The organism is Kitasatospora sp. NPDC003701 (genome assembly GCF_053587085.1).
The window spans coordinates 16491-37030 of the sequence record NZ_JBSFNM010000050.1 but is presented as its reverse complement, the minus strand read 5'-3'; the positions used below and the strand labels follow the sequence as shown (position 1 = coordinate 37030).

Sequence of the window (20540 nt, the reverse complement as noted above, 5' to 3'; positions counted from 1 at the left end):
TCACCCCGGGACGGTCCTCTCCTCGACGCTCCGCAGGACACCGTCGTCGTTCGCCGTCGCGGTCACCTCCTGGCTCACCATCGCGGGCGCGGGCCCGGCGACGTCGCCGGTGGACGCGTCCAGCAGGGTCACGGCGCCGCGGCCGTCCGCCACCACCAGCTGTCCCTCGTACTGACAGCGGCCCATGGTGGAGGAGGTGATCGGGTGGCCGGGCCACCAGGCCCACCGCGCCGACCAGGTGGCGTCGGCTGCGGTGCGGGCCGCGAGGTCGGCGCGTTCCCCGAGGCGGGCGGCGAGCACCTGGTACCGGGCAGATGGTGAACGCTCCGCCACCAGCGCCGGACCGGCCGCGCGCCAGGCCGAACGAAGACCGCCCTCGGGGTGGGCGGTGAAGGCCGCCGTGACGGCCAGCGGATCGGCACAGGCCACGAATGCGGGGTCGTCGAGGAGCTGGGTTGCCGTGCCCGCCAGGACGGCCTGTTCCAGAAGGAGGCCGAGCTTGCCGGAATCGGCTCGGACCAGGTCCGGGGCGCGGTCGGGCAGACGGGGAATCGTCGCGGCGACGGCGCGGGCGAGGTCGAACAGGTCCGGCGGATCCGCGCTCGCCGTCACGACCCGGCGCAGCAGTCCCGGTGGAAGTGACCAGGTTCCGCCGGCGGGCGAGTCGGCCGGCATCAGGTTGGCGGCGTGGGTGGCTCCGGGACCGGCCAGGACGGACCACTCCCGTACGGTCAGTGGCCGACGTGCGGAGGCCAGTACGCGTACGGCAGGACGTGCCGTGGCCGGCAGCGCGTCCCACCACGCAGCGGCGACGCCGTCGCCGTCCGCCAGACCGGCGGTCCCGGCCAGAAGCTTGGCCGCCAGTAGCGCCAGTCCGGGACTGGGGTAGATCCGTGCGGCATCGACGGGCGACGGTCCGTCGTGGCTGTCGTACCAGGCGGCAAAGCGCCGCTCGTCGGTCCAGCGAGGATCGTCCAGCGCCAGGACCGCCGCCGGCTGGTCCGGCCCGGGCAGATCACCGTCCGCCTCGATGACGACGCGAAGACCGGGCAGCGTCAGCAGTGGCGCGATCAGCTCGTCGACCAGGACCTTCACGTCCACCGATCGGTTCAGGTCCCACAGGACCACCAGACGATCGCGCTTCAGTGTGCGCAGGGCCGCCACCAGCTCGGCAGGCGTGCGGGCATGGACGCCCAGCCGGGCCCCGAGCATCCAGGTCGCGCTGTCGACGCTCAGCCCCGCGAGTGACAACGCCGCGACCGGGCGCTGTCGGGTCGGCACGGCCGAGCCAGTGCACGCGGTGGCAAGCCAGGTCAGCAGATGAGTCTTTCCAAGGGCCGCCGACCCGAACACCACACAGACGCGGGGGGCCACCGGATCCTCCAGCCAGGCCAGCAACGCCCGGCCGGCCGGCCGCCGGCCAGCCCGTAGGGGCGGTATCCAGTGCTCGGTCCCGCTCACAACGCCCGCTACCGTCCCCTGCCCGTTGAACCCGGGACATGAGGCACTGTCCCGCACTGAACTCACACCAGCAGCCGAATCGACGGAACCTCCGCATCCACCGCGATCTCCGTCTTGCAGCCGCCGCAGTACACACTCGTGGGGCGTCGCACGTTCGTCTGTATCGCGCCTTCGCTGGACGTCTCCCGGGGGGCAGTAGCAGCCATAGTGCAGGCGGACCCAATTGCTCAACGCCGTTGCGTCCGTGCCCCGCTTGGCATCCTTGAACGGCGCCCACCAGAAGTCCACCACAGTCCGCAAGGCCAGACGGTCATCCTGGCTTGTCACGTCGAACGCAGCGATCCGAGCAGCTGCGAAGTGTGCTCGTCCCTGCCGCTCCAGCAGATGGCCCGCTCGGCCCCTTGCTCCAGCGTGCTGGTCCTGCCGACCCGCTCGCAGACAAAGCAGTCCAGGTTCAGCTGGATCCTGGGTTTCCAGAACAGCCGATCACGGTGAACCTTCTGAAGCCCGGACAGAACCGCGGTGGTCTCAAGGCTGGGCAGCATCGTGCGGACGTCGCACAGCAGCTACACCGACGCCGCAGGCGACCCGACTTGCAAACTGCAGCGAAGCGGTCGCCGAGCATGTCCTCGAACCACATGTGATTGGGTGCGCGGAGAGTTCGGCAGTCTTCACCTTCGGAGGGGTCGTCCATGTCGCTGACCCGTGCCCTGGCGGAGGCGCTCGTGGACCTCGCCTGGTATGTCGAGGGCGCGAACGATGAGCACGTGGATCAGGACGATGCGGTGAAGGCACTGGAGGGTGTCGCCGCGGTGGTGGGTCGCTTGTCGGACTCCCAACGTGCCGAGTTCCAGCAGGTGATCGAGGCAATGACCGAGACCGAGACCGATCCCGGCCGCCGTGAATTCCTGGATGCGTTCCCGGACGGTTTCGGACTCGTGGAGTAGTTGCCGGCCGGGAGTCTCAGGACGCGAGGAGCGGTGCGGCGCTGGCAGCGCGGGCATGGACGGCCGTGCGCCAGGGTGTCGGTGAGCGGGGCGGACGAGTATCTCACTGGCCGCCTCGGACGGGTCGGCCCTACGCTCCCCAGGGTCAGGTGTTCCTCGAAGGAGTGGAGATGACCCGTAGTTCCACCATCCGGGCCGTCAATGCGTTGACCGCGCGCTGGGCTGCCGCTCTACCGGAAGGCGGCACGGCCTTCACCACAGCCGGGGTGTGGCCGCTGCTGGCTCTGCTGGCGGACGGCACCACCGCCGCCGTCCGTAAGGAACTTGCTGACGCCATCGACATCCCGGCAGACCGAGCTGCAAGCGAGGCGCGGGGCCTGCTGGCCGCGATCGATGCGATGCCAGGCGTGCAAAGTGCGCTCGGCCTGTGGACCCACGAAGCTCTGCCGATCGAGCAGAGCTGGCTTACCGCGCTCCCCGAGCGCGTCCACGGACAGCTCACCGGCGACGCGGTCTCGGATCAGGCTCGACTCGACGCCTGGGCGGCCACGTCCACCGACGGACAGATCCCGTCGATGCCGGTCACCGTCGAGACGGACACCCAACTGGTGCTGGCCAGCGCCCTTACAGTCCGCACCGACTGGATCCGCCCGTTCACACCAGGCGGCATGGAGGCGGAGACCGGTCCCTGGCTAGGCAAGAACATGGCTGGCCTGTCCCGGATCACCGCGCTGCTCAACCGCGTAGGAGTCGCCCAGACCCCGGTAGGTCCAGTCACCGTGCTGCAGATTCTCGGCGCCCAGGGAGTCGATGTCCACCTGCTCCTGGGAACAGAGGACGCCTTGCCAGGGCACGTGCTGGCGGCAGCAGTGCGGACTCTCGACAACCGGCGGACAGTACTTCCGGGGGATCAACTCCCTTACGGCAAGCCAGGCCCCGGGCTGACCGTCGAGCGCGTTCCCAGCCTCGACGGCGAATCGGAGCTGGTGGTGGCGACGGTGCCCTTCACCATCACTGCTCGCCACGATCTACTCAAGGACCCTGAGCTGTTCGGCCTCCAAACAGCGACGGACCGAACCCGAGGTCATTTCCCCGGTATCAGCGCCGGGTCGTTGGCGATCGGGGCAGCCGCGCAGACGGTGACTGCCACATTTGGTGCTCGCGGCTTCCGTTCCGCGAGCGTCACTGCCCTGAGCGCGGCGGTCGCGGGGCTGCCGCGGTACCGCTACCGCGCCCGCAGAATCAGCGCTCGATTCCACCGGCCGTTCGGCTTCCTCGCTGTTCACCACACCTCACGGCTGGTCCTGAACGCTGGCTGGATCACCGAACCCGACGTCTTCGAGGAATCGTCCTGGGAATGGTGAGCCTGTGAAGTAGCGGACGGCACGGGGCAGCGTCGGACGGCCGGGTGGGGTGTGAGGGGGCCCACCCGAGGCGGCCGCGTCCGGATGTTCCGGACAGGACGTCACCTCGCTGACATGCCGCGATGCGTGGGAACCGCCCGGGATCTGGACGGTCCGTCACCGAAACTCCGCGCAGTGTGACCCGTACGGCGTAGCCGGGTCGCTACCGTGAGATGGTCAGGCCGCTCCGTACTCCCCCCTTGGAGCCTGCTATGCCTCCGCGTCCCAAGCCCGGCTCGAAGGCCGACCGCGACGCCCTGCGAGCCGAGCTGTTGGCCGTCGGCGCCCCGCTGTCGGTGATCGCCGCCGAGATGCGCGCCCGCTTCGGCCTGCGCCCGCGCGAGGCCTGGCGCCATGCCCACCGCTGAACGCTCCAGAAAGCCGCGGACCGCGTCCACGGGATCGCCGGGCGTCGGGGCCGGCCGCAGACGCGTCCTCGGTCGGGAAACGGGAGAAGTGGCCGGACCCTGCCGGCCGGCGGGTGACCCTGCCGGTGCTCACCGTCCTGGCCGAGCTGTACGGCGCCACGCTGGAGGGCCTCCTCGACCTGGAGGTCCGCCGGGCCCTTCCGGACTCCGACCTGAGGATGCTCCAGCACCATCAGACCGGGACCGTGCCCGCCGTGGTGGCGCCCGCCGCGCCGGTGCCCGCTCCCCCACTCGTGCAGGCCGTCCCGCCCACCGGCACCGTCCTCGTCCGGAGCGCCGCACGGGAGTCCGCGGACTGGGCCCGCTGGGCCGAGGTCACCAACGTCGGCCCCATCGCCCTGGAGCAGCTCACCGCCGACACCCGCGACCTCGCCGGCGCCTACCTGATGGCCGAGGACCCGCTGGGAGTCTTCGGCCAGACGAAACGTCAGCTCAGCGGCATCTGGGACCTCCTCTACGGCCGTCAGCGTCCCCAGCAGCGCCGGGAGCTCTTCACCGTGGCCGGCTACCTCTTCGCGCTGATGTCCTGGATGACCAGCGACCTCGGGCACCGCGCGCAGGCCGAGACCCACGCGCGCGCCGCGCTCCTGTGCGCCGACAGCGCGGACGACCCGGGCCTGCACGCCTGGGTCGCCTCCATCCGCAGCAAGCTCGCCTTCTGAGACGGCCAGTACCGCCAGGCCGTCCAGCACGCCCAGCTCGGCGCCTCCTACCAGGCGCCCGGCACCGTCACCGTCCTCCTCCACTGCCAGCTCGCCGACGCCTGGGCCAAGGTCGGCGCCCGCACCGAGGTCCTGACAGCGCTCGGCCAGGCCGAGGACGCCGCCGCCCACGACCGGGGCGGCCCCTCCCACGACCAAGTCGGCGGCCTGTTTTCCTGCCCGACCGGACGGCACGCCAACTACGGAGCCGCCGTCCACCTGCGCGGCGGATCCGCGCCCAACGCCCTCGCCCACGCCGACTGCGGACTCGCCGCCCTCCAGCGGCAGCGCCTGCGCGCCAACGGCACCGAGGCCCAACCGCACATCACCCGCGCCGGCGCGCACCTCCTCGCCCGCGACCCCGAAGGCGTCCTCGACGCCCTCACCCCCGTCCTGGCGCTTCCCGCCGAACACCGCACCGCCCCCGTGCGCCAGCGCCTACGCGACCTCGCCCGCGCCACCGCCGCCTCCCCCATGGGCGACAGCGCCGCCGGACGGCACCTCCAGGTGGCGAGCGGCCGATGCCGTATGTCCGCGACTCGTTCTGGAGCGGGCGGGAGTTCACTTCGGTCGAGCAGATGCGGGCCGAAGCCCTGACGTGGTCGGCCGGGACCGCCGGCTGCAAGCAGTGCTTGCCGCTGGGTGGCGCGAGTCCGCTGTCGGTGTTCGAGGCGGTGGAGGCCAAGGCCCTGCTGCCGTTGCCGGACAAGCCGTTCGTGCTGGCCCGCTGGTCCACCGCCGCAGTCGGACCGGACATCCACATCACGGTCGGCCGCACCCTTTACTCCGTGCCCTGGAAGCTGATCGGCCGCAAGGTCGACGTCCGCTCCACCACCACCATGGTCCAGGTCTTCCACGAGGGCGAGCTGGTCAAGACCCACGCCGCACTCGATCAGGGCAAGCGCACGGACAGGGGCGACTACCCGCCGGAGAAGATCGCCTTCCAGATGAAGACGCCGATCTGGTGTCGCAGCCAGTCCTCCGAGGTCGGCGATGCCTGCCGAGAGTTGATCGACCAGCCGCTGGAGGTCAACGCGCTCTACCGGCTCCGCGCGGCCCAGGGGATCCTTGGGCTGCGGAAGAAGTACGGCGACCACCGGCTGGAGGCGGCCTGCACCAAGGCCATCGCGGTCGGTGACCCGTCCTACCGCACCATCAAGGGCATCCTGATCGCGGGCGCCGAGACCGACCCCGAGCCGGAGACCGGCGACGCCGGGGCCGCGGCCTTCCTCCACGGCTCGGAGGGCCTGTTCGCCGCGAGCATCCCCTCCCGGAGCTCCGGCGAGCCCGAGGGAACCCCGGGCCGTGATAACGCCGAGGAGGCTGCTCGATGAGCGTGATGGACACGGCCCTGCGCGAGTCGCTGAAGGCGCTTCGGCTCTCCGGGATGCTGGAGACCCTGGACGCGCGGCTGATCCAGGCCCACGGCGGCGAACTCGGCCACCTGGACTTCCTGCAGGTCCTCTGCCAGGACGAGATCACCCGCCGCGAGACCATTGCTTTCCAACGGCGCCTGCAGAAGGCGAAGTGCGAGCAGCAGGTCATTCTGGAGGAGTTCGACCTCGCCGCTTCCCCGAAGCTGCCCGCGGCCCAGATCCGCGACCTGGCAGCCCTGCGCTGGCTCCATGCCGGCGAGTCGGTGATCTTGTTCGGACCCGTGGGCGTCGGCAAGACACACGTCGCCCAGGCCCTCGGTCACCTCGCCGTCCGACAGGGCGCGAACGTCCGCCTCGCGAAGACCAGCCGGGTCCTGGCCGAGCTCGCCGGCGGCCACGCGGACCGCACCTGGGACAAGCGGATTCGCGAGCTGATCCGACCCGATGTCCTACTCCTGGACGACTTCGCCATGCGGCCGCTGAGCACGGGTCAGGCCGACGACCTCTACGAGCTGGTCTCCGAGCGACAGGGGCCGCTCGCTGATCATCACCAGCAACCGGGCCCCGAGCGACTGGTATCCCCTCTTCCCCAACCCCGTCGTCGCCGAGTCGCTGCTGGACCGGCTGATCAACACCAGCCACCAGGTCATCATGAACGGCCCCAGCTACCGCCCGAACAAGCGGCCCAAGAACCCCGTCGACAAGCCTCCGGCCGCCTAGCGATCCGGCTCGGAGATGTTCCACTCCAGAGGCAGGTCCTCGCCGCAGAAGACGCAGACGAAGTCCTCCTCCCGCACGATGTTGCGCTCCTGGCAGGAGCCGCAGCGGCGGAAGACCACCTCATGCGTGAAGTCGGACGGGCGAGCGATCCTGATTCGGTCCAGGGCCTCGGCCACGGCCGGCCATGAGATGACGTCCGGGCAGTAGCCGGTCGACTGGTTGCTGACCTTCTCGACCGCCCACCGCCCGGACTCCTCACGGAAGCTCATCTCACCGGCGCTCAGGACCTCTTCGCCGCCGGCGCACACCACGTGCTCGCTGCGGCGCGGGGCCAGTCGCAGCACCCCACCGGCATCGATAACGAACGTGAACGGCTCGGCCAACTCATCCGGGGTCAGCACGGAGACCCACTCGACGAAGTCCGCCGACGATCGCATGCTCCGACCCTCACCACCCGCCCGGACGAGCTTCATCAGCTCAGCCGGACCCACATACCGATACATCCGCCCCCGCGTTGTCACGCTCACCAACCTAGCCCCTCACACAGCCAGGACCTGGGGAATTACGTGGCCGTCCACAGAGCCTCGCCAGGTCCTGACATAGACCTTGTCAGTGCCGCTCTTGCGCATCCTGGCGGGGTCGGCTTCGAACAACTCGATGATCCGGGCGCTGACAGCCTCCCCAATTACCTTCCGGGCCCGGCCGACCGTCATCACTACCGCCGTGCGTGCCACCGCCGCGCCCCTTTCCGGCCCCGGCGGCCGACGGCCCGGGTCCCCGCCCACCGTAGCGACCCGGCCCGGACCCGTACGCTCGATCACCCTATCGAGTGAAGCCGGCGGCGCGAGGGACGTCCATACCCGAACCCGGTCGCCCCCGCCGGCTGTTGGGCAGGTCATGACGAAGCAGAGGACCCCGGGCCGACCGATCCCCGAGCAGATCGCCGGGGAGCTGCGCGCGGTGGGCCTGGCCCTGGCCTGCGCGTACCGGGACGGTGTGGGGGCGGTCGCGTTGGTCAACGGGCTTAAGGGCCAGGACCCGCTGATCCACTACTGCGGGAGCTGCTGCAGGACGACCACTCCAACTCACCCTCGGCTGTCCTGGACAGGGCCAGGTGGTCTGGCCGATCGATGGGACCCCTCGCCCGGGGACTGGAGGACTTCTTCACCGCCCACGGCCTGGTTCTGCCGACCGACCAGGCCGAGCGTCTCGCTGCCGGCCGCCGCCAGCGGCGCATCGACACCGTCCCCGAGCCCCTTCGGCCGGCCATCGCCGCGTTCGACGCCTCACGGATGAAAGCCCAGGACCGGGCCCGCCGAGCCGGCACCCGTCCCCGCAGCGACCACACCCTGGAGACCGCCCTCGCCACCATGCGCGACTTGGCGCTCTTCCTCACAGCCTCCCGGGGCAAGGACGACTGGGCCCTGGTCGATGTCCACGACATCGAAGCGTTCCTGACCACCCTCCCCAGGGCCCGCAAGAGGCGGCTGACCGTGCTGCGGCAGTTCTTCCGCTTCGCACGATCCCAGCGCATCGTGCTCATCGACCCGACCCCTGACCTGGCCGTCCGGGAGCCGAACGGCTTCCGCGGCAGGACCCTCACCCTGGACCTGCAACGCATAATCTTCCAGCGGCGGACGACCGACGAGAGCGTGCACCCGCACGAGGCACTGGTCGGCATCCTCGCCCTGTTGCACGGCGCCTCCAGTAACGAGGTCCGGAGGCTTCACGTCGACAACGTCGACCGTGCGGCTCGCGCGGTCAGGCTCGGGAAGCGACCCCACCCGGTCCCCCTGGACCCGGCCTCCTGGATGGTGCTGCAGCGGTGCCTGGCCCACCGCGACATCTGGCGGAGCGGCAGTCCTCACGTGATGGTCACCAAAGGAACGAAGGCCGGACGCTCTCCGGCCTCAACTGTCTATCTTTCCAACGTCCTTGACGACTGCGGCTTCCCGCCCCGGATGGTCCGGAGCACCCGCCTGGTCGACTTGGTGAACACCCTCGATCCCAAACTCGTCGCTGCCGCGTTCGGCACGGACCCCCAGGCTACGCTGATCTATCTCGCCGACCACATCGATGCCACCCGTCTGCCGGAGCCGTGACCGGTTTGAAATCGCAGGTCAGGACGGATCTCGGGCTGCAGAGTCAGCAACATGCCGCGCTTATTGTGTGACCGTTGCCGATGCCCGCTCACCACATCGGTCACCAAGATCAAGGTTCCGCCGCCGGTCCCACCCTCAGAGACTCCCGACATCCGGACCCGGCCACCCCGGATGCCGCGCGGCACCTATGCCCGAACTTCCGGCTGAGCGAGTTCACCATCGACGTCCCCGGCCTCGTGGTTCATCCCGACGACGTCGTCGGCGCCGAACTGCACTCTGGTTGGGACCGATTGAGCGCCTGCTGCCAGGGACCCAGAGCGTTCTTCATGAGGCCCAGCAGGCTGTGGACCGTGTAGCTTTGCAGGTCGCGCTGGTGGTGGAGAGTGGCGGGTTCGGGGATGGGCCGGGCACCGAAGGCGGCCAGTTCGTTGATGACGCGGTCTGCAAGCGGAGTACCGGCGGAGCCGGGGTGCAGGATCAGGTGGCGGGCGAGCGCGGTTGCAGCGGCCCACCGCACCAGCGGCTCCCGGTCGTTGAGACGACGGGCGATGCTGTCACCTCGGTCATGGTCGGTCACGAGGCCGGCCCCGATCAGCAAGGTGGCGGCGGTGACTGGGTCCCGTTCGGCCTCCGCGCGCCGCAACAGCGGCTCGGCAACGATGTCGGCGTCCTCGGGGAACCAGCCGACAAGGTAGGCGCAGCGGCTTCGGATCTCCCGGTCGGGGTCGTCCAGCAGGGGCAGGAGGGTGGGCAGCTGGGCGCGGACGGCGTCGTAGGAGCGCAGCGCACTCTCGCGGGCGTCGATGGGGTGGCCCGCCGCGCAGTGCTCCCGGCCCGCGCGGAGCTTCTTCAACCGTTCCTCGTCGGTCTCGGCGGCGATCTGCTCGTCGTACCAGCGCAGGTTCTCCTCCTGGCTGACGGTCGCGGCGCGCCAGGCGGTGGCGTCGATGCCCAGCGGCAGGTCGTAGGTGTCGTGCCAGTCGACGGCCAGACGCAGCAGCAGCATCAGTGCCTCGGTCCGGGCGCCGGCCGGGCCCGCGACCGCGATCCGGGCAAGAAACGGCACCGCGTACGGGCTGGCCGAGTACCTGGTTCCCTGATGACAGATGCTGTTGAAGAGGCGCTCGAAGGCCCGGTCCCGGCGCTCCTCGTCCTCCCCGCACGCAGCCCGCAGTTCACCCGGCACGTCCTCGGCACCCCCGTAGGCGTGCCCCAGGGCGGCCCAGTCAATGTCGCCCAGCCCAGCCAGCACGTCGTCAGATCCATCCATGATCCACAGGCTCGCACGCACCACTGACACCAAGCCGTGCAGGTTGGCCGCCACTCCTGGCTCGGCGGTCGAACTCACCCGTCAACACATCGTGTCGGTCCCCCGCCGCTCCAGTTGACCGACCAGCCAGTAGGCCGCCGCTGGGTCCGACGTTGCGACGACGTCTTCTGCGGCGGCCTCAACAAGATCGTGAGGGTGGTGTTTTGGCCGTCGACGTTGCGCCGAAGGCCCGGCGGGGCAGCGGGGGCGAACTCAAAGAGGCGAGCCTGGCGGATCAGTGCTGCCGGGCGGCGGGGCGGAGCAGACCTGTGCGGAACAGGCCCGTGGCGGCATTCTCGATGTCGGCGCGGGCTGTGGACGGGAAGATGCTCCGCCGGTGGGTGTTCTCGACCACCGCCCGATCCAGGGCGTCGTCGGCCGATACCGAACGGAAGATTATCCAGGCAGTCCGTGTGAAGCAGGGCGGAGGACCGCTTGCTGCGCTTGTCTTCGACGGCCAGCCAGGGGCCGGCTTGCCACCACTGTAGGTACGCGGGGATGGCCAGAAGGCTCGGAAGGGCTGCGAGGTGGTCAACCGCGTCGTCCGGGTGGTCGCCGGCGACGATCTCGAACAGTGACCTGGGCACTCCTTCGTCCCACCGCCGCCGGCAGATGCGCGCGGCGGCGACGGCCTCGCCGAGGTTCGCCCCGGTGAAGCGCGCCGAGGCGGCTTCGAGTTCGGCGAGCCTGGCATCGAGCGGATTGTGCGGGTTCTTCTGAGCAGCAGGCATTATCGCCCCTTCGTAGGGAGTGTGTGACAGCGGGCTCCGCCGGGCGTGGCGGAGCAGCGGCCCTGGATGGTGCCCGTGGGGGTCACGGGAGGAAGGGCGGGCCGCATAAGGGGTGCCGGGCCTCCGGATGGTCCCAGCACCATGGCGCGATGGTGCCCCGGGCCTCAGTGCCCGAGGAGGATGTCTCGGGAGGCAGCCTGGCACACGCCACTGACACGACCCGGTTAGCGGATGGCCGCAGTGGTGCCCCGGTCCGTGCCGGGGGGTAGTCCGTCGGAGGGGTGATGTAGACCGCGCCGCCCGAGCACGCGAGGCCAGTCGGCTCCGGCACGGACGCGTCTCCGCTGGGCCCACACAAGCCGCCCGCTTACCCGTCCGCGCCGGACGGTGTCGCGATCGCCTGGCGGATGAGCGCCACTGTGTCTTTTGGACTGAGCCGCTGCCTGTGGTGCCCGATGGTCAATCTGTACATGATGAGCCAGTGCAGGATCGCGATGCGGTGCAGCTCGGGGTCCGCTGTAAGCCACAGTTCCCAGACCGCTTCCTCGTCCTGCTCCCCCAGGACGAGCTGGATCTCCAGCACCAGGGCGGTCGCGGGGGCGGCAGCCCTGGCATTGACTCGCAACCGGGCGGCGGATGCGTGCTCGTGGGGCAGCCCGTAGGCCGGCCGGCCTCGCAGCCAACGGGCGGATCAGTTGCAGTGCCCCGGCCCACATCGCCTTGAGCCCCCGCCGCTCCAACTCGTTGATCAGCCAGAGACCCGCGTCCGGTTTGGCCATGCCCACCAGGTCCTCGATAGCGGCCTCGACCAGGTCGTGAAGGGGCAGCTCGGGAATACTCGTCCGGGGACAGTAGCTGGCTGTCACCTGCCCCGCCTCCTCGCCGTCGGCGAATCCGTCGGACTCCTCAACGGCACGCCGGCGGGTCACGAAGCCCTCGCACCCCGGAGCCGGCTTCCCCGTGCCGCCCAACTACAGTCGCACCCGTGACCGATTCCTCTGGCCGTACCGCTGCGGATGACGACGCGCTCCTGGAAAGGCTGCACGCTCTCGCAAGGGGTGCTGACGCCGAGGGCCCGACCCGCGGCTGCCTCCCGGACCAGCCGTTCCCGCCGCTCACGAAGACTGAGATCGAGGATGTGGAGCAGCGGCTCGGTTACCGGCTGCCGCTGCTGCTCCGGCGGGTCTACAGCGAGATCGGTGACGGGGGGTTCGGCCCGGAAGGCGGTCTCGCCTCGCTGGTTCCGCGCCGCGTCCCGCACTGGAACAGGCCGGACTGGCCCTGTGCGACGACCTTCCGCACGAGGTGGCCTGATTGGGGGCCGCCGGCATCGTGGCTGTTCCTGACCGGCGGCGGCTGCAGCATGCAGTGGTACGTCTCGCTGATAGCGGTCGACCACCCCGTGCTGCTCTGGGACGCGGACGGCTGGGAGCCCGACTGGGGCGAGGACCCCCACGACGGCCTGCGCTACGCGGCACCGTCGCTGCGTCATTGGCTGTGGACCTGGGCGGACGGAGGCGACGTCTGGGACGAAGCACTCGACATCGCGCGGTAGCCGTGACACTGACCTGGTGCCCCGTCCGGAGTCGCCCGTCGACCAGATCGTTGGCCTCACGGCCCTGACGGAACAGAGTCGTGGGGCATCGCGGACGCCCGGAGAGTCCTCGGAGTCTTAACCACCGCCAGGCGAGTCAACCGCGCTGTCTGCGCTCCGGGCCGGGTCGCTCGCGCCGGGCCGGACCGACCGATTCGGTCGGCCAGCGGCGTGGGCAGCGGCCAGTACCCGGTATCGGAAGTCGACCAGCATCCTGGCCTCGTCCACGATCAGGTGGAAGGCGAGTTCCTCTGTGGTGCAGCTGGCGTTCGGGGCCTGGCCGGCACGCAAGTCGTCGCCCAGCTTCTCCACCGCGTGGACCATGGCCAGGCGCCAGGCGGCGCCTTGGCCGTCGCACAGCGCGGGCAGGCTGCCCAGGAACGTCTCGTCCAGGTCGCCGAACTCGTCGTTCTCCCGCTCGAAGACGCGGTCCCCGTACTGGAAGAGATCGTGATAGCCCTTCTCCGCGACCTGGACGGTCGCGGTGGCGAGGATCTGGGCCGCCAGCGGGGTGAGGACGCCGTCCGCCTCACGGTCGCGGAGGAAGTACCGATCCCGCGGGTCCTGCGGCCCTCCGCCGTCCCGGTCGGCGACCGCCTCGCGTAGACGCAGCAGGGCGGCGCAGCGGTCGGCGGTGAGCGGGGCGGGAGCTGCGAGTGGCACACCGTCAAGGTGCCGCTGGCCCCAGGACGGGTGGCCCCGGTCCGAGGGCCGGGGGGTGGTGATGTCGTATGGGGAGAACCAGTAGGCCAGGGCCCTCCAGCCGCCCTCTGGCTCGGCTACCGGCTCGGGGGCGTCGTCGCCCTCTCCGTCTGGCAGACGGGCTTCGGGGATGCTGAATTCCGCTCCCTCGATGACCAACTGCCAGGCCTCCTCCCAATACGGCGCCCGGTAGGAGTTCTCGTTCAGTTCTTAGGGAACGGTCACCCCGAGGGTGCGCAGTTCCTCGTCGGGTGGCCGCGCACATCGCCGGGGCGGTGTGCAGCATCGTCTCCAGAGCCCAGCGCTCGGCGGAGCAGCGCGGGAGTGCCCGTCCTTCGGCGATGTCGTCGGCCAGGTCTTCCAGGGCCCGGGCCGTTCCCGCCCGGAAGGTGCGGTCCTGGTCGTCGCAGGCCGGGGGGAGCAGCGCCAGCACCGTGCCTAGGACGTCGGGGCTGTGGCGGTCGAACGGCCTGTCGCCGTGCTCGGCGGCGTCGCGGTAGGCGAGGACGGACAGGGCGTGTCCGGTGGCCATCAGCAGGCCCGCGGCGAAGGGAGGGCAGGATCCGGTCCAGGTCGCTGTCCGGCAGGTCGTAGAACTCGGCGTGATCGGTCAGCGCGCTGAACGGGTCGTGCTGGTACGCCATCGGAGGGCCCTCGTTCCGGCCGTCGGCAGAGCGGCCAGTATCCCAGTTCTGCCATGGTCCGACGGACGCTCGCGGGGCTGCGGTAACCGGAGCGTGACAGTCAGTGCCGAAGAGGTGAGAAGATGAGCCGGTGACCGACTATCAGTGCGGGTCGTGCTCCTACGAGAGCAACGATCTCGATGAGCTTCGACTGCACCGGCGCGAGACCGGGCACTCCGTTACCCATGGAGCGGAGGCCACCGGGGCTGCGGAACACGTCGAACTGTCCGCGGGCTCGGCCCTCGACGGCAGGACTGCGGCAGAGATCGTCCTCGGCGTTCTCAGCGCCGGTGTCATCGTGGCTCTGGCATTGCAGACCAGGGGGGCGAAGGCTGCGGCCGCCGGGCTGATGGTCCAGCTGGCCAGGGGCGCGAAGGAGAAAGCGCACCTGGCGAAGGAAGTCGCGCGCCTCGCCGCGGAGAACGCGTACCTGAAGTCGGCCAGCGGCGCGGGCAAGACCCTTGTGCGGTACCGCTCATCGTGAACTGGGTGTCGTGGCCGGCCTGCCCAAAGGCCCTCACCTGACAGGCCTGCGCCCGGAGGGCCGAGCGCGGTCCCGGAGTCGCGTTCGCCGCGGTACGCGGCTGGACGGCGCCTTCGGTCAGCCTCCTGCTCACCCGTCCACCACGTGCCGCCCGACGGTCGGGGGCTGCGTCTGCTGAGCACTGCCAAAGGACGCAATCCACACGGACGGGTGACACGTGATCATGTGCGGTTCGGGACCGGTCGCCCTCCGCCGCCCCCGAGGCGGGGCGCAGCTCGGCGCGGGCGGCCTGGTGTTGAACGAACGTCTAACGCGCCGCGGCGTCCTGCCGGGCCTCGCCCGCACGGATCTGGCCCATGGTGTCGCGGGTGCACGTCCAGCTGGCGGAGAGCTCGATCCACATCGCCGATCTGCCCCGGCCGTAGAGCCCCTTGGCGTCAGCCTCCCGAACGGCGTCGCCGAGGCCTGCGCGGCAGGAGCCGAGCGCGTCTTGGAGGACGCGGTGACGCATGGCCTCGTACGCGAACTCCTCGGTGTCGAGCACGCTCACGTCGACACCCGCGGATGCCCGCTCGAAGTGGCGGGCGAGGACGGCCGCGGCCTCCGCGCGTGCCGCCGTGGCGTCCTCAACGGTGAGCAGGACGGCGGGGCCGGTGCCGAGGACAGCGGCCACCTCGTAGCTGGGCGCCCCGTCGTCGCAGGCCCCGGCGCTGACTGCGGCACTCCCGGCGGCGAAGGTCTCCTGGCGCGGGCGAGTACCACGTCGTCATCTGGTGATACCCCGACAACCCGGTGGCGCGGTAGCAGAGGAAGTCAAGCGCCTTGGTCCCGGCCGGTCCGGCCTGTCGGCCGCCGCCCGGGCTGCGCGCCGGTGAAGGCGAGGAGATCATTTCGTCCGGCTCGTCCCACCCGAGGACACAGCCGGCGAGTTCGCCCATGCCCTGCCTCGATCCTTCGTCGCCTGGCGCAGGAGGCACGAAAGGTGCGACAGGCGAGCGCCGAGCGAGTGTCACCGCAGATCAGCGGATTTTGTCGCAATGCCACCGCCATGCCCTTCCTCATCGGCCTCCTGCTGCCGGCGCTCCCTTCAGTCCGCCCAGAAGCGCCGTTCCTCCTCCCGCTGCGCCGCCGCACCGGGGATGACGGCGATCGCCTCGGTGTGGTGGCCTTGGCGGACCAGTAGGCTGGCGAGGTCGGTCGCGGCCCTCCTACCGGGCAGTAGCGGGCGCAGGGTCGCGATGGCCTCTTCCAGCCGGCCGTCCTGGGCGAGCAGCCACGCGATGGTGAGTTCGCGGTCGTCGACCTCCTGCGGTGGCAGCGCCTCCACCTCGGCGATGGCCTCCCGGCAGCGCCCCGACTCGCCCATCAGCCACCACCGGTTCGACGACATCGACCTGCTTCCGGTCGGTGAGGACGGCACCGAGGCGTTCTACCGGATCATCGACGCCGCCTACGAACGCCGCTCGATCGCGGTGACCAGCAACATCCACCCCTCAGGGTTCGACACCATCATGCCCAAGACTCTTGCCGGGGCCAGCACCGACCGCCTCATGCACCACGCTCACCTGGTGACCACCTCCGGTGACTCCCACCGCCTCGCCGAGGCCCTCTCCGGCAAGGAAGTGGTCCCCTTGGCCTGCCCCCTACCGACCCAGGAACACCGCTGGCCACAGGCATGGATTTCTGATGGCCACCAGCCCGGACACCCGACGGCCGCCCACCTGGGCATCTCAATGGCCGTTGACAGATGGCGCCACCCATCCGGACCCGGCCCAGCCTCGACCTCCTCGGTTCCGGGCCTTGGCCAAGGGATCACGGTCGTGAAGGTCTTGTTGACGCGCCGGAGCCCTGACCGGCATCGTTTCGACCTGTTCGAATACATGATCGGAAGAACGGCGCCACGGAGTGATCCAGATACCACGTACCAGGCGTGCGGCCATTGCGGCCGGCCTCGCCCTGTCCCTTGTCCTCGCAGCCGCGAGCGTGCGGGCCGGTGGCGGCAAGGCGGGGACGGGCGCCGACGGAGCGGTCCCCGCGGTTACGGAAAGCCCCGGCGAGCGGCTGGAGTCGATGACCGGGGTGATCCTCCTGGAGACGGCGCGCGCCGAGTTCGGCAAGGCCGCCTCCGTGACGATGACGGGCTTCGCCCTGAAGGACGGGCATCGCGCGACCTTCGCCGTGTCGGCCGACCGTGAGGGCCACTGCACGGGCATTACGACCCAGGAGGGGCAGGGCCCCAGCCGGGTCCTGCGCGTCCGGGCGGAGACCTTCGTCAAGATGGACCCGCAGGCGTTCGCCAACGAGTGGGGGGCAGCCACCGCGTCCAGGTTCGGCGGCCGCTGGGTACGCCTGCCCCCGGGTCAGACACTCGACGATGTCGGTGGGTTCTGCGACCTGGCGACGGTCCCCGTCGTCGGCGCCGCGGACCCGGGCGGGCAGGCCTTCTCCGGCGGAGGGCAGTCGGTGGGCGGGAGGAGGAGCATGAGCTTCCTCCTCCAGGGCCCGGACAACCCGCCGTTCCTCGGCTACCTCGCCACGGAAGGCGCGCCGCGTCCCCTGCGCGTGGAGACGCAGGCCTACGACTTCCAGGTCGACTTCAGCGACTACGACATGCCCGTTCTGGTGACCGCCCCGCCCGCCGACCAGGTCGTCGACCTCGCGGCCCTGACGGAACAGACCCAGTAGCGGCACTCCGGACACGGCCCCGACATGCCCGGAGTGCGCGGCTGATCGAGCCAGGACGACAGTCAGCGGGGTGAGGGCCTCACGGCAGCCGGCGCACTGTCGTCGCCGGGGCCCCTACGCCTTTGTGATGGCGTGCAACGTCAGGTACCGGTCGGCCATCGCCCGGTACACGACGTCGAGGTCCTCCCCCTCCGCCGCGCACCGGCGGCGCAGCGCACTTCTCAGTACCGCGCGCGTTTCCGGCCCCCTCTTCACGCCGGGACACAGGCCCGCCCGAACCTCTTCGCGGCCGGCGTCGACATGCTCCTTCGGCACGATGCCTCGCTCGATCGCCAGGTCGAGGGCGTAGTCGACGGGGTAGCGAAGGGCTTGGAATTCGGGCCCGGGCAGGGTCCGGATGCTGGCGGCGATGGTCACCCCGCAACCGTGCCATCTCTCACCCTCTTGGTGGGTCAGGACTTCGCTGGTCGTCTCCGGACCTGCCCGGACGGGTGAGTGACCATGCGCCGGTAGGCCCGCAACTCTTCGGCGACGAGGTTGTTGCCTCGACTCGGGGCCGGGCCGACAACGTCGGGGTGCGAGATCTCCGAGCCGAACTCACCTTGCCGCAACGTCGGGACGGACCTTCGGCAAGGCCCACGGTTCCACCGCGCCGCTGACCAGGTCGGCCAGGAACTGAACCGCTCCGCCGGTGTAGTGCCACCACGCGGAGCTCCGTGAGGCAACGGTGATCCTCCACTCCTGTGGTCCGGCCGGGCTGGTGGTCCACAGGAAGAAGTCCCCTTGATTCGACCCGGCCCGGGGAAACAGGCTGCCGGGTGTGGGGTACGGGTGGAGTGGCACGGCCAGGTCCGCTTCCTCGCACCACTCCGAGATGGTCTCCAGGGTTTCCTGTATCCCCTGGACCCAGAGGCTCTCTCGGCCGGGTCCTGGACCGTCGAGCGAGGAAATCACCGACCACGAACGATGGATAGAGCTCGCACAGGAGCTTGAAGTCGGCCGGCTCCTCAACGACGACACACTGCCCACTGCGGACCGCGTCGCCGGGCTGATGCTGATCCTCTACGCACAGAAGATCGCCACCATCAGCCAGCTCACCGTCGCCGACCTCGACATCGTCGACGAGACCGTCGCGATCACCTTCGGAGCCTCACCCGTCATCCTCCCGAAGCCGGTCGCTGCCCTGGTCCGCGAGCTCGTCGCAACCCGAGGCGGCAAGGCGAAGATCGGCGCCCCTGACGACGTCACCTGGCTCTTCCCCGGAGGACAGCCAGGACGACCGCTCAGTGACAGCCAGATCGGCCTACGGCTGCGCAAGATCGGCATCCGGCCCCAACAGGACCGATCCACCGCTCTGTTCACCCTCGCCGCCGAACTCCCCGCCGCGATCCTCGCCAAGATGCTCGGCGTCCACATCCAAGTCGCCGTCCAGTGGCAAAAGGCATCCGGCGGCGACTGGGCCGCCTGCGCCGCCGACGTCAGCAGCCGCACCCGAGAGGCACTGAACCCGTGATCTTCCAGGACCACCTCCGAGCACTCGCCGAGCGGACCATCAGCTCGATCTCGGCTGCCGAGGCAATGGACATCTACGTCATCTCCTTCTTCATCGACAACGAAGACGACGACCCTCGCCAGCCCACCCTGACGATCGGATACAACACCGAGACGCAGGTCAACCGACCCGACTACCAGGTGATCGACCCGGCAGCAGCCCGGTGGAACTACGCCTTCTGGCTGCAGAACCAACTGGCCGTCATCGGTGACCTCGCCGAGGACCCGAACGGAGCCGCAGCCCGCCAGGAGTGGATCACAGAAGTCCTCCACGAGCTGGAGTACTACGAGGGGATCGCGCGCCGAACCGAGACGGCCAACCCGCCCGGACTCGCCGACGACTTCACAGCATGGGTCCGCAATGGGTGAGGCAGCGTGTTCATCGGGAATCTCCAGTGCTGGACATCGCCAGCGTCAGGGAAAGCTGCTGGTCAGGGCAATGGTCACCGGCGGATCGGGGACACGGTGCCGCCTACGATGAGGAGCATGGAACCAGTGCCCGTCCTCGTCCACCTCGACAGCCCGTTCATCAACTTCCGAGACTTCGACTTCATCGACGGCTCCCATGGATACCGCTGGGTTGATGCCAAGCACTTCCAGCTGGCATCCGAGGTGCTGGACGACCAAGACGTGCTCGACGCCTTGATCTCACATCCCCAGTTTCGGGACACCTACGACGGAGCTGGTGTTCAAAGCGCGCCGCGGCACGGCAGTGGTGGCTCGACCGCATCGCCCCTGACACCTACGAGGCAGTCAATGTCGAGACAGCAGTCGACGTCATCCAGTCCTGGGCCAGCCAGCACGGTGCCATCCCGGAGCCCCTTGCGTCACGCCTGCATCAGGAGATCTACATCCCGGCCCGCAAGGCGACCAGCAGATACGTGCTGGGCCAGCTTCCGGAGGACGCGTTCCACGACTACGGCCCGATCCACATCGACTACCACGAACTCGTCCTCATCGACCGCCTGGCAGCGACACTCATCCTCCTCGTCGCAGCCGACGACTGACGCTGCGACGGCACTTCAGAGGGAGGCACTCGGGCAGTTCCAATACCCGAGTCCACCATTATCCCGCCCCGGCGGGGCTCAGGCCGAGCTGCTGGCCGAGGTCAACAAGCACGAGAGCGAACGCAACCTCCAACTCGTGCTGGACGAGTTCCGGAACTACCAGCAGGGCGTCCTTCCGGCCGGCCCCGGCGCACGGAGCCTCACCGAGTTCTTCGCCAGCATCGACGGGAGGCTCGACCCGCCAGTGGCACCCAAGACGCAACGCAGCGACAGAGACCTGCTCAACCTGCTGACCAAGCGAGCCAAGGTTCCCCACCTCGGGCCCGCGAACTACTGCTGGTTCACCGACCCCTCCCGGGCGCTCTACCTCAAGCTGGCAGGAACCCCCACCACCGACCGTCCGCTGGTCTGGATGTGTGACTCCACCCGCTGCCCGCAGGCCACCCACCAGCCCTGCCACCGCCCCGTCTGGGCCGAACACGCCCAACGCTGTCTGCGCCGGTGAATTTTGGCCCCACCGGAACGGTTTCATCTGCCCCCATTCTAGGCCGTTCGGGTGACGGCTTGGGGCAGTGTCGAGAAGGAACTGGTTGGATTGGCCCCACCCCGATCGGGTGACGTTTCCCCGGCGTCCCTGGGCTGCGGGGCTCGGGTGG

Annotated in this window: 25 protein-coding genes and 1 pseudogene; 15 read left to right on the top strand and 11 right to left on the bottom strand. The window is 69.8% G+C overall.

The genetic code is table 11. From position 1 onward, the window contains the following. Positions 1-1281, bottom strand: a complete 1281-nt coding sequence (locus ACWDRR_RS33250) for a hypothetical protein (RefSeq protein ID WP_449775979.1) — start codon at positions 1279-1281, stop codon at positions 1-3. Positions 1282-1784: 503 nt separating this feature from the next. Continuing rightward, a complete protein-coding gene (locus tag ACWDRR_RS33245; protein ID WP_449775978.1) occupies positions 1785-2006 on the bottom strand; it encodes a hypothetical protein in 222 nt (73 codons plus the stop codon). A 147-nt stretch (positions 2007-2153) separates the two neighbouring features. On the opposite strand from ACWDRR_RS33245, the gene ACWDRR_RS33240 reads away from it, so the two are divergent. From ACWDRR_RS33240 to istB, 6 genes and pseudogenes are all read left to right on the top strand, one after another. Further along, positions 2154-2408, top strand: coding sequence for a hypothetical protein (locus ACWDRR_RS33240; RefSeq protein ID WP_449775977.1), 255 nt, complete (start codon positions 2154-2156; stop codon positions 2406-2408). Between the two features lie 170 nt (positions 2409-2578). Further along, positions 2579-3772, top strand: coding sequence for a serpin family protein (locus tag ACWDRR_RS33235; RefSeq protein ID WP_449775976.1), 1194 nt, complete (start codon positions 2579-2581; stop codon positions 3770-3772). Between the two features lie 251 nt (positions 3773-4023). Further along, complete coding sequence (locus ACWDRR_RS33230; RefSeq protein ID WP_449775975.1) at positions 4024-4179, top strand: hypothetical protein; 156 nt, start codon at positions 4024-4026, stop codon at positions 4177-4179. A 113-nt stretch (positions 4180-4292) separates the two neighbouring features. Then, entirely contained in the window at positions 4293-4901 is a 609-nt protein-coding gene (locus tag ACWDRR_RS33225; protein WP_449775974.1) for a hypothetical protein, read from the top strand. 560 nt (positions 4902-5461) lie between these two features. After that, positions 5462-6274, top strand: coding sequence for a Mu transposase domain-containing protein (locus tag ACWDRR_RS33220; RefSeq protein ID WP_449775973.1), 813 nt, complete (start codon positions 5462-5464; stop codon positions 6272-6274). Continuing rightward, positions 6271-7036 (top strand): annotated as a pseudogene (gene istB, locus ACWDRR_RS33215) (IS21-like element helper ATPase IstB). The gene ACWDRR_RS33220 and the pseudogene istB overlap by 4 nt, the downstream one beginning before the upstream one ends. On the opposite strand, the gene ACWDRR_RS33210 reads toward istB, so the two are convergent. Then, positions 7033-7539, bottom strand: a complete 507-nt coding sequence (locus ACWDRR_RS33210; protein WP_449776005.1) for a hypothetical protein — start codon at positions 7537-7539, stop codon at positions 7033-7035. The pseudogene istB and the gene ACWDRR_RS33210 sit on opposite strands and share 4 nt — an antisense overlap. A gap of 627 nt (positions 7540-8166) precedes the next feature. Between ACWDRR_RS33210 and ACWDRR_RS33205 the strand changes: the two genes are divergently transcribed. After that, positions 8167-9138, top strand: coding sequence for a tyrosine-type recombinase/integrase (locus ACWDRR_RS33205; RefSeq protein ID WP_449775972.1), 972 nt, complete (start codon positions 8167-8169; stop codon positions 9136-9138). 241 nt (positions 9139-9379) lie between these two features. Here the strand turns inward: ACWDRR_RS33205 and ACWDRR_RS33200 are convergent, their stop codons facing one another. The 3 genes from ACWDRR_RS33200 to ACWDRR_RS33190 all read right to left on the bottom strand — a co-directional run bounded on the left by ACWDRR_RS33200 (position 9380) and on the right by ACWDRR_RS33190 (position 11761). Further along, positions 9380-10408 carry a hypothetical protein gene (locus ACWDRR_RS33200; protein WP_449775971.1) on the bottom strand — a complete coding sequence of 343 codons (1029 nt, stop codon included), beginning with the start codon at positions 10406-10408 and terminating at the stop codon, positions 9380-9382. A 74-nt stretch (positions 10409-10482) separates the two neighbouring features. Continuing rightward, entirely contained in the window at positions 10483-11178 is a 696-nt protein-coding gene (locus ACWDRR_RS33195; protein ID WP_449775970.1) for a hypothetical protein, read from the bottom strand. A gap of 367 nt (positions 11179-11545) precedes the next feature. Then, positions 11546-11761, bottom strand: coding sequence for a hypothetical protein (locus tag ACWDRR_RS33190; RefSeq protein WP_449775969.1), 216 nt, complete (start codon positions 11759-11761; stop codon positions 11546-11548). Positions 11762-12163: 402 nt separating this feature from the next. Between ACWDRR_RS33190 and ACWDRR_RS33185 the strand changes: the two genes are divergently transcribed. Beyond that, positions 12164-12733 (top strand): SMI1/KNR4 family protein, encoded by a 570-nt coding sequence (locus ACWDRR_RS33185; protein WP_449775968.1) that lies wholly within the window; start codon positions 12164-12166, stop codon positions 12731-12733. Between the two features lie 117 nt (positions 12734-12850). Here ACWDRR_RS33185 and ACWDRR_RS33180 read toward each other — a convergent pair whose 3' ends face one another. Next, a complete protein-coding gene (locus tag ACWDRR_RS33180) occupies positions 12851-13435 on the bottom strand; it encodes a hypothetical protein (protein ID WP_449775967.1) in 585 nt (194 codons plus the stop codon). An 813-nt stretch (positions 13436-14248) separates the two neighbouring features. On the opposite strand from ACWDRR_RS33180, the gene ACWDRR_RS33175 reads away from it, so the two are divergent. Further along, the gene (locus tag ACWDRR_RS33175; RefSeq protein WP_449775966.1) at positions 14249-14641 is read left to right on the top strand and encodes a hypothetical protein; all 393 of its coding nucleotides are present in this window, start codon (positions 14249-14251) and stop codon (positions 14639-14641) included. Positions 14642-14948: 307 nt separating this feature from the next. Here the strand turns inward: ACWDRR_RS33175 and ACWDRR_RS33170 are convergent, their stop codons facing one another. Together ACWDRR_RS33170 and ACWDRR_RS33165 are read right to left on the bottom strand one after the other, a co-directional pair. Continuing rightward, entirely contained in the window at positions 14949-15314 is a 366-nt protein-coding gene (locus ACWDRR_RS33170) for a hypothetical protein (protein WP_449775965.1), read from the bottom strand. Positions 15315-15728: 414 nt separating this feature from the next. Next, positions 15729-16031, bottom strand: coding sequence for a hypothetical protein (locus tag ACWDRR_RS33165; RefSeq protein WP_449776008.1), 303 nt, complete (start codon positions 16029-16031; stop codon positions 15729-15731). Here ACWDRR_RS33165 and ACWDRR_RS33160 point away from each other — a divergent pair. After that, a complete protein-coding gene (locus ACWDRR_RS33160) occupies positions 15922-16836 on the top strand; it encodes an ATP-binding protein (protein ID WP_449775964.1) in 915 nt (304 codons plus the stop codon). The genes ACWDRR_RS33165 and ACWDRR_RS33160 overlap by 110 nt on opposite strands. Then, positions 16769-17326, top strand: coding sequence for a hypothetical protein (locus ACWDRR_RS33155; protein ID WP_449775963.1), 558 nt, complete (start codon positions 16769-16771; stop codon positions 17324-17326). Before ACWDRR_RS33160 ends, ACWDRR_RS33155 begins: the two co-directional genes overlap by 68 nt. A 114-nt stretch (positions 17327-17440) precedes the next feature. Here the strand turns inward: ACWDRR_RS33155 and ACWDRR_RS33150 are convergent, their stop codons facing one another. Continuing rightward, the gene (locus ACWDRR_RS33150) at positions 17441-17743 is read right to left on the bottom strand and encodes a hypothetical protein (protein ID WP_449775962.1); all 303 of its coding nucleotides are present in this window, start codon (positions 17741-17743) and stop codon (positions 17441-17443) included. Between the two features lie 457 nt (positions 17744-18200). Here ACWDRR_RS33150 and ACWDRR_RS33145 point away from each other — a divergent pair, with 457 nt between their 5' ends. Together ACWDRR_RS33145 and ACWDRR_RS33140 are read left to right on the top strand one after the other, a co-directional pair. Then, positions 18201-18839, top strand: coding sequence for a hypothetical protein (locus ACWDRR_RS33145; protein WP_449775961.1), 639 nt, complete (start codon positions 18201-18203; stop codon positions 18837-18839). Then, on the top strand, positions 18836-19246 hold the full coding sequence (locus ACWDRR_RS33140) for a hypothetical protein (RefSeq protein WP_449775960.1): 411 nt from the start codon (positions 18836-18838) through the stop codon (positions 19244-19246). The genes ACWDRR_RS33145 and ACWDRR_RS33140 overlap by 4 nt, the downstream gene beginning before the upstream one ends. A 45-nt stretch (positions 19247-19291) precedes the next feature. Here the strand turns inward: ACWDRR_RS33140 and ACWDRR_RS33135 are convergent, their stop codons facing one another. Next, a complete protein-coding gene (locus tag ACWDRR_RS33135; RefSeq protein ID WP_449775959.1) occupies positions 19292-19504 on the bottom strand; it encodes a hypothetical protein in 213 nt (70 codons plus the stop codon). A gap of 254 nt (positions 19505-19758) precedes the next feature. Here ACWDRR_RS33135 and ACWDRR_RS33130 point away from each other — a divergent pair, with 254 nt between their 5' ends. Both ACWDRR_RS33130 and ACWDRR_RS33125 read left to right on the top strand, forming a co-directional pair. Continuing rightward, positions 19759-19884 carry a hypothetical protein gene (locus tag ACWDRR_RS33130; RefSeq protein ID WP_449775958.1) on the top strand — a complete coding sequence of 42 codons (126 nt, stop codon included), beginning with the start codon at positions 19759-19761 and terminating at the stop codon, positions 19882-19884. Between the two features lie 136 nt (positions 19885-20020). After that, the gene (locus ACWDRR_RS33125; RefSeq protein WP_449775957.1) at positions 20021-20389 is read left to right on the top strand and encodes a hypothetical protein; all 369 of its coding nucleotides are present in this window, start codon (positions 20021-20023) and stop codon (positions 20387-20389) included. The last annotated feature ends 151 nt before the right edge of the window (positions 20390-20540 follow it).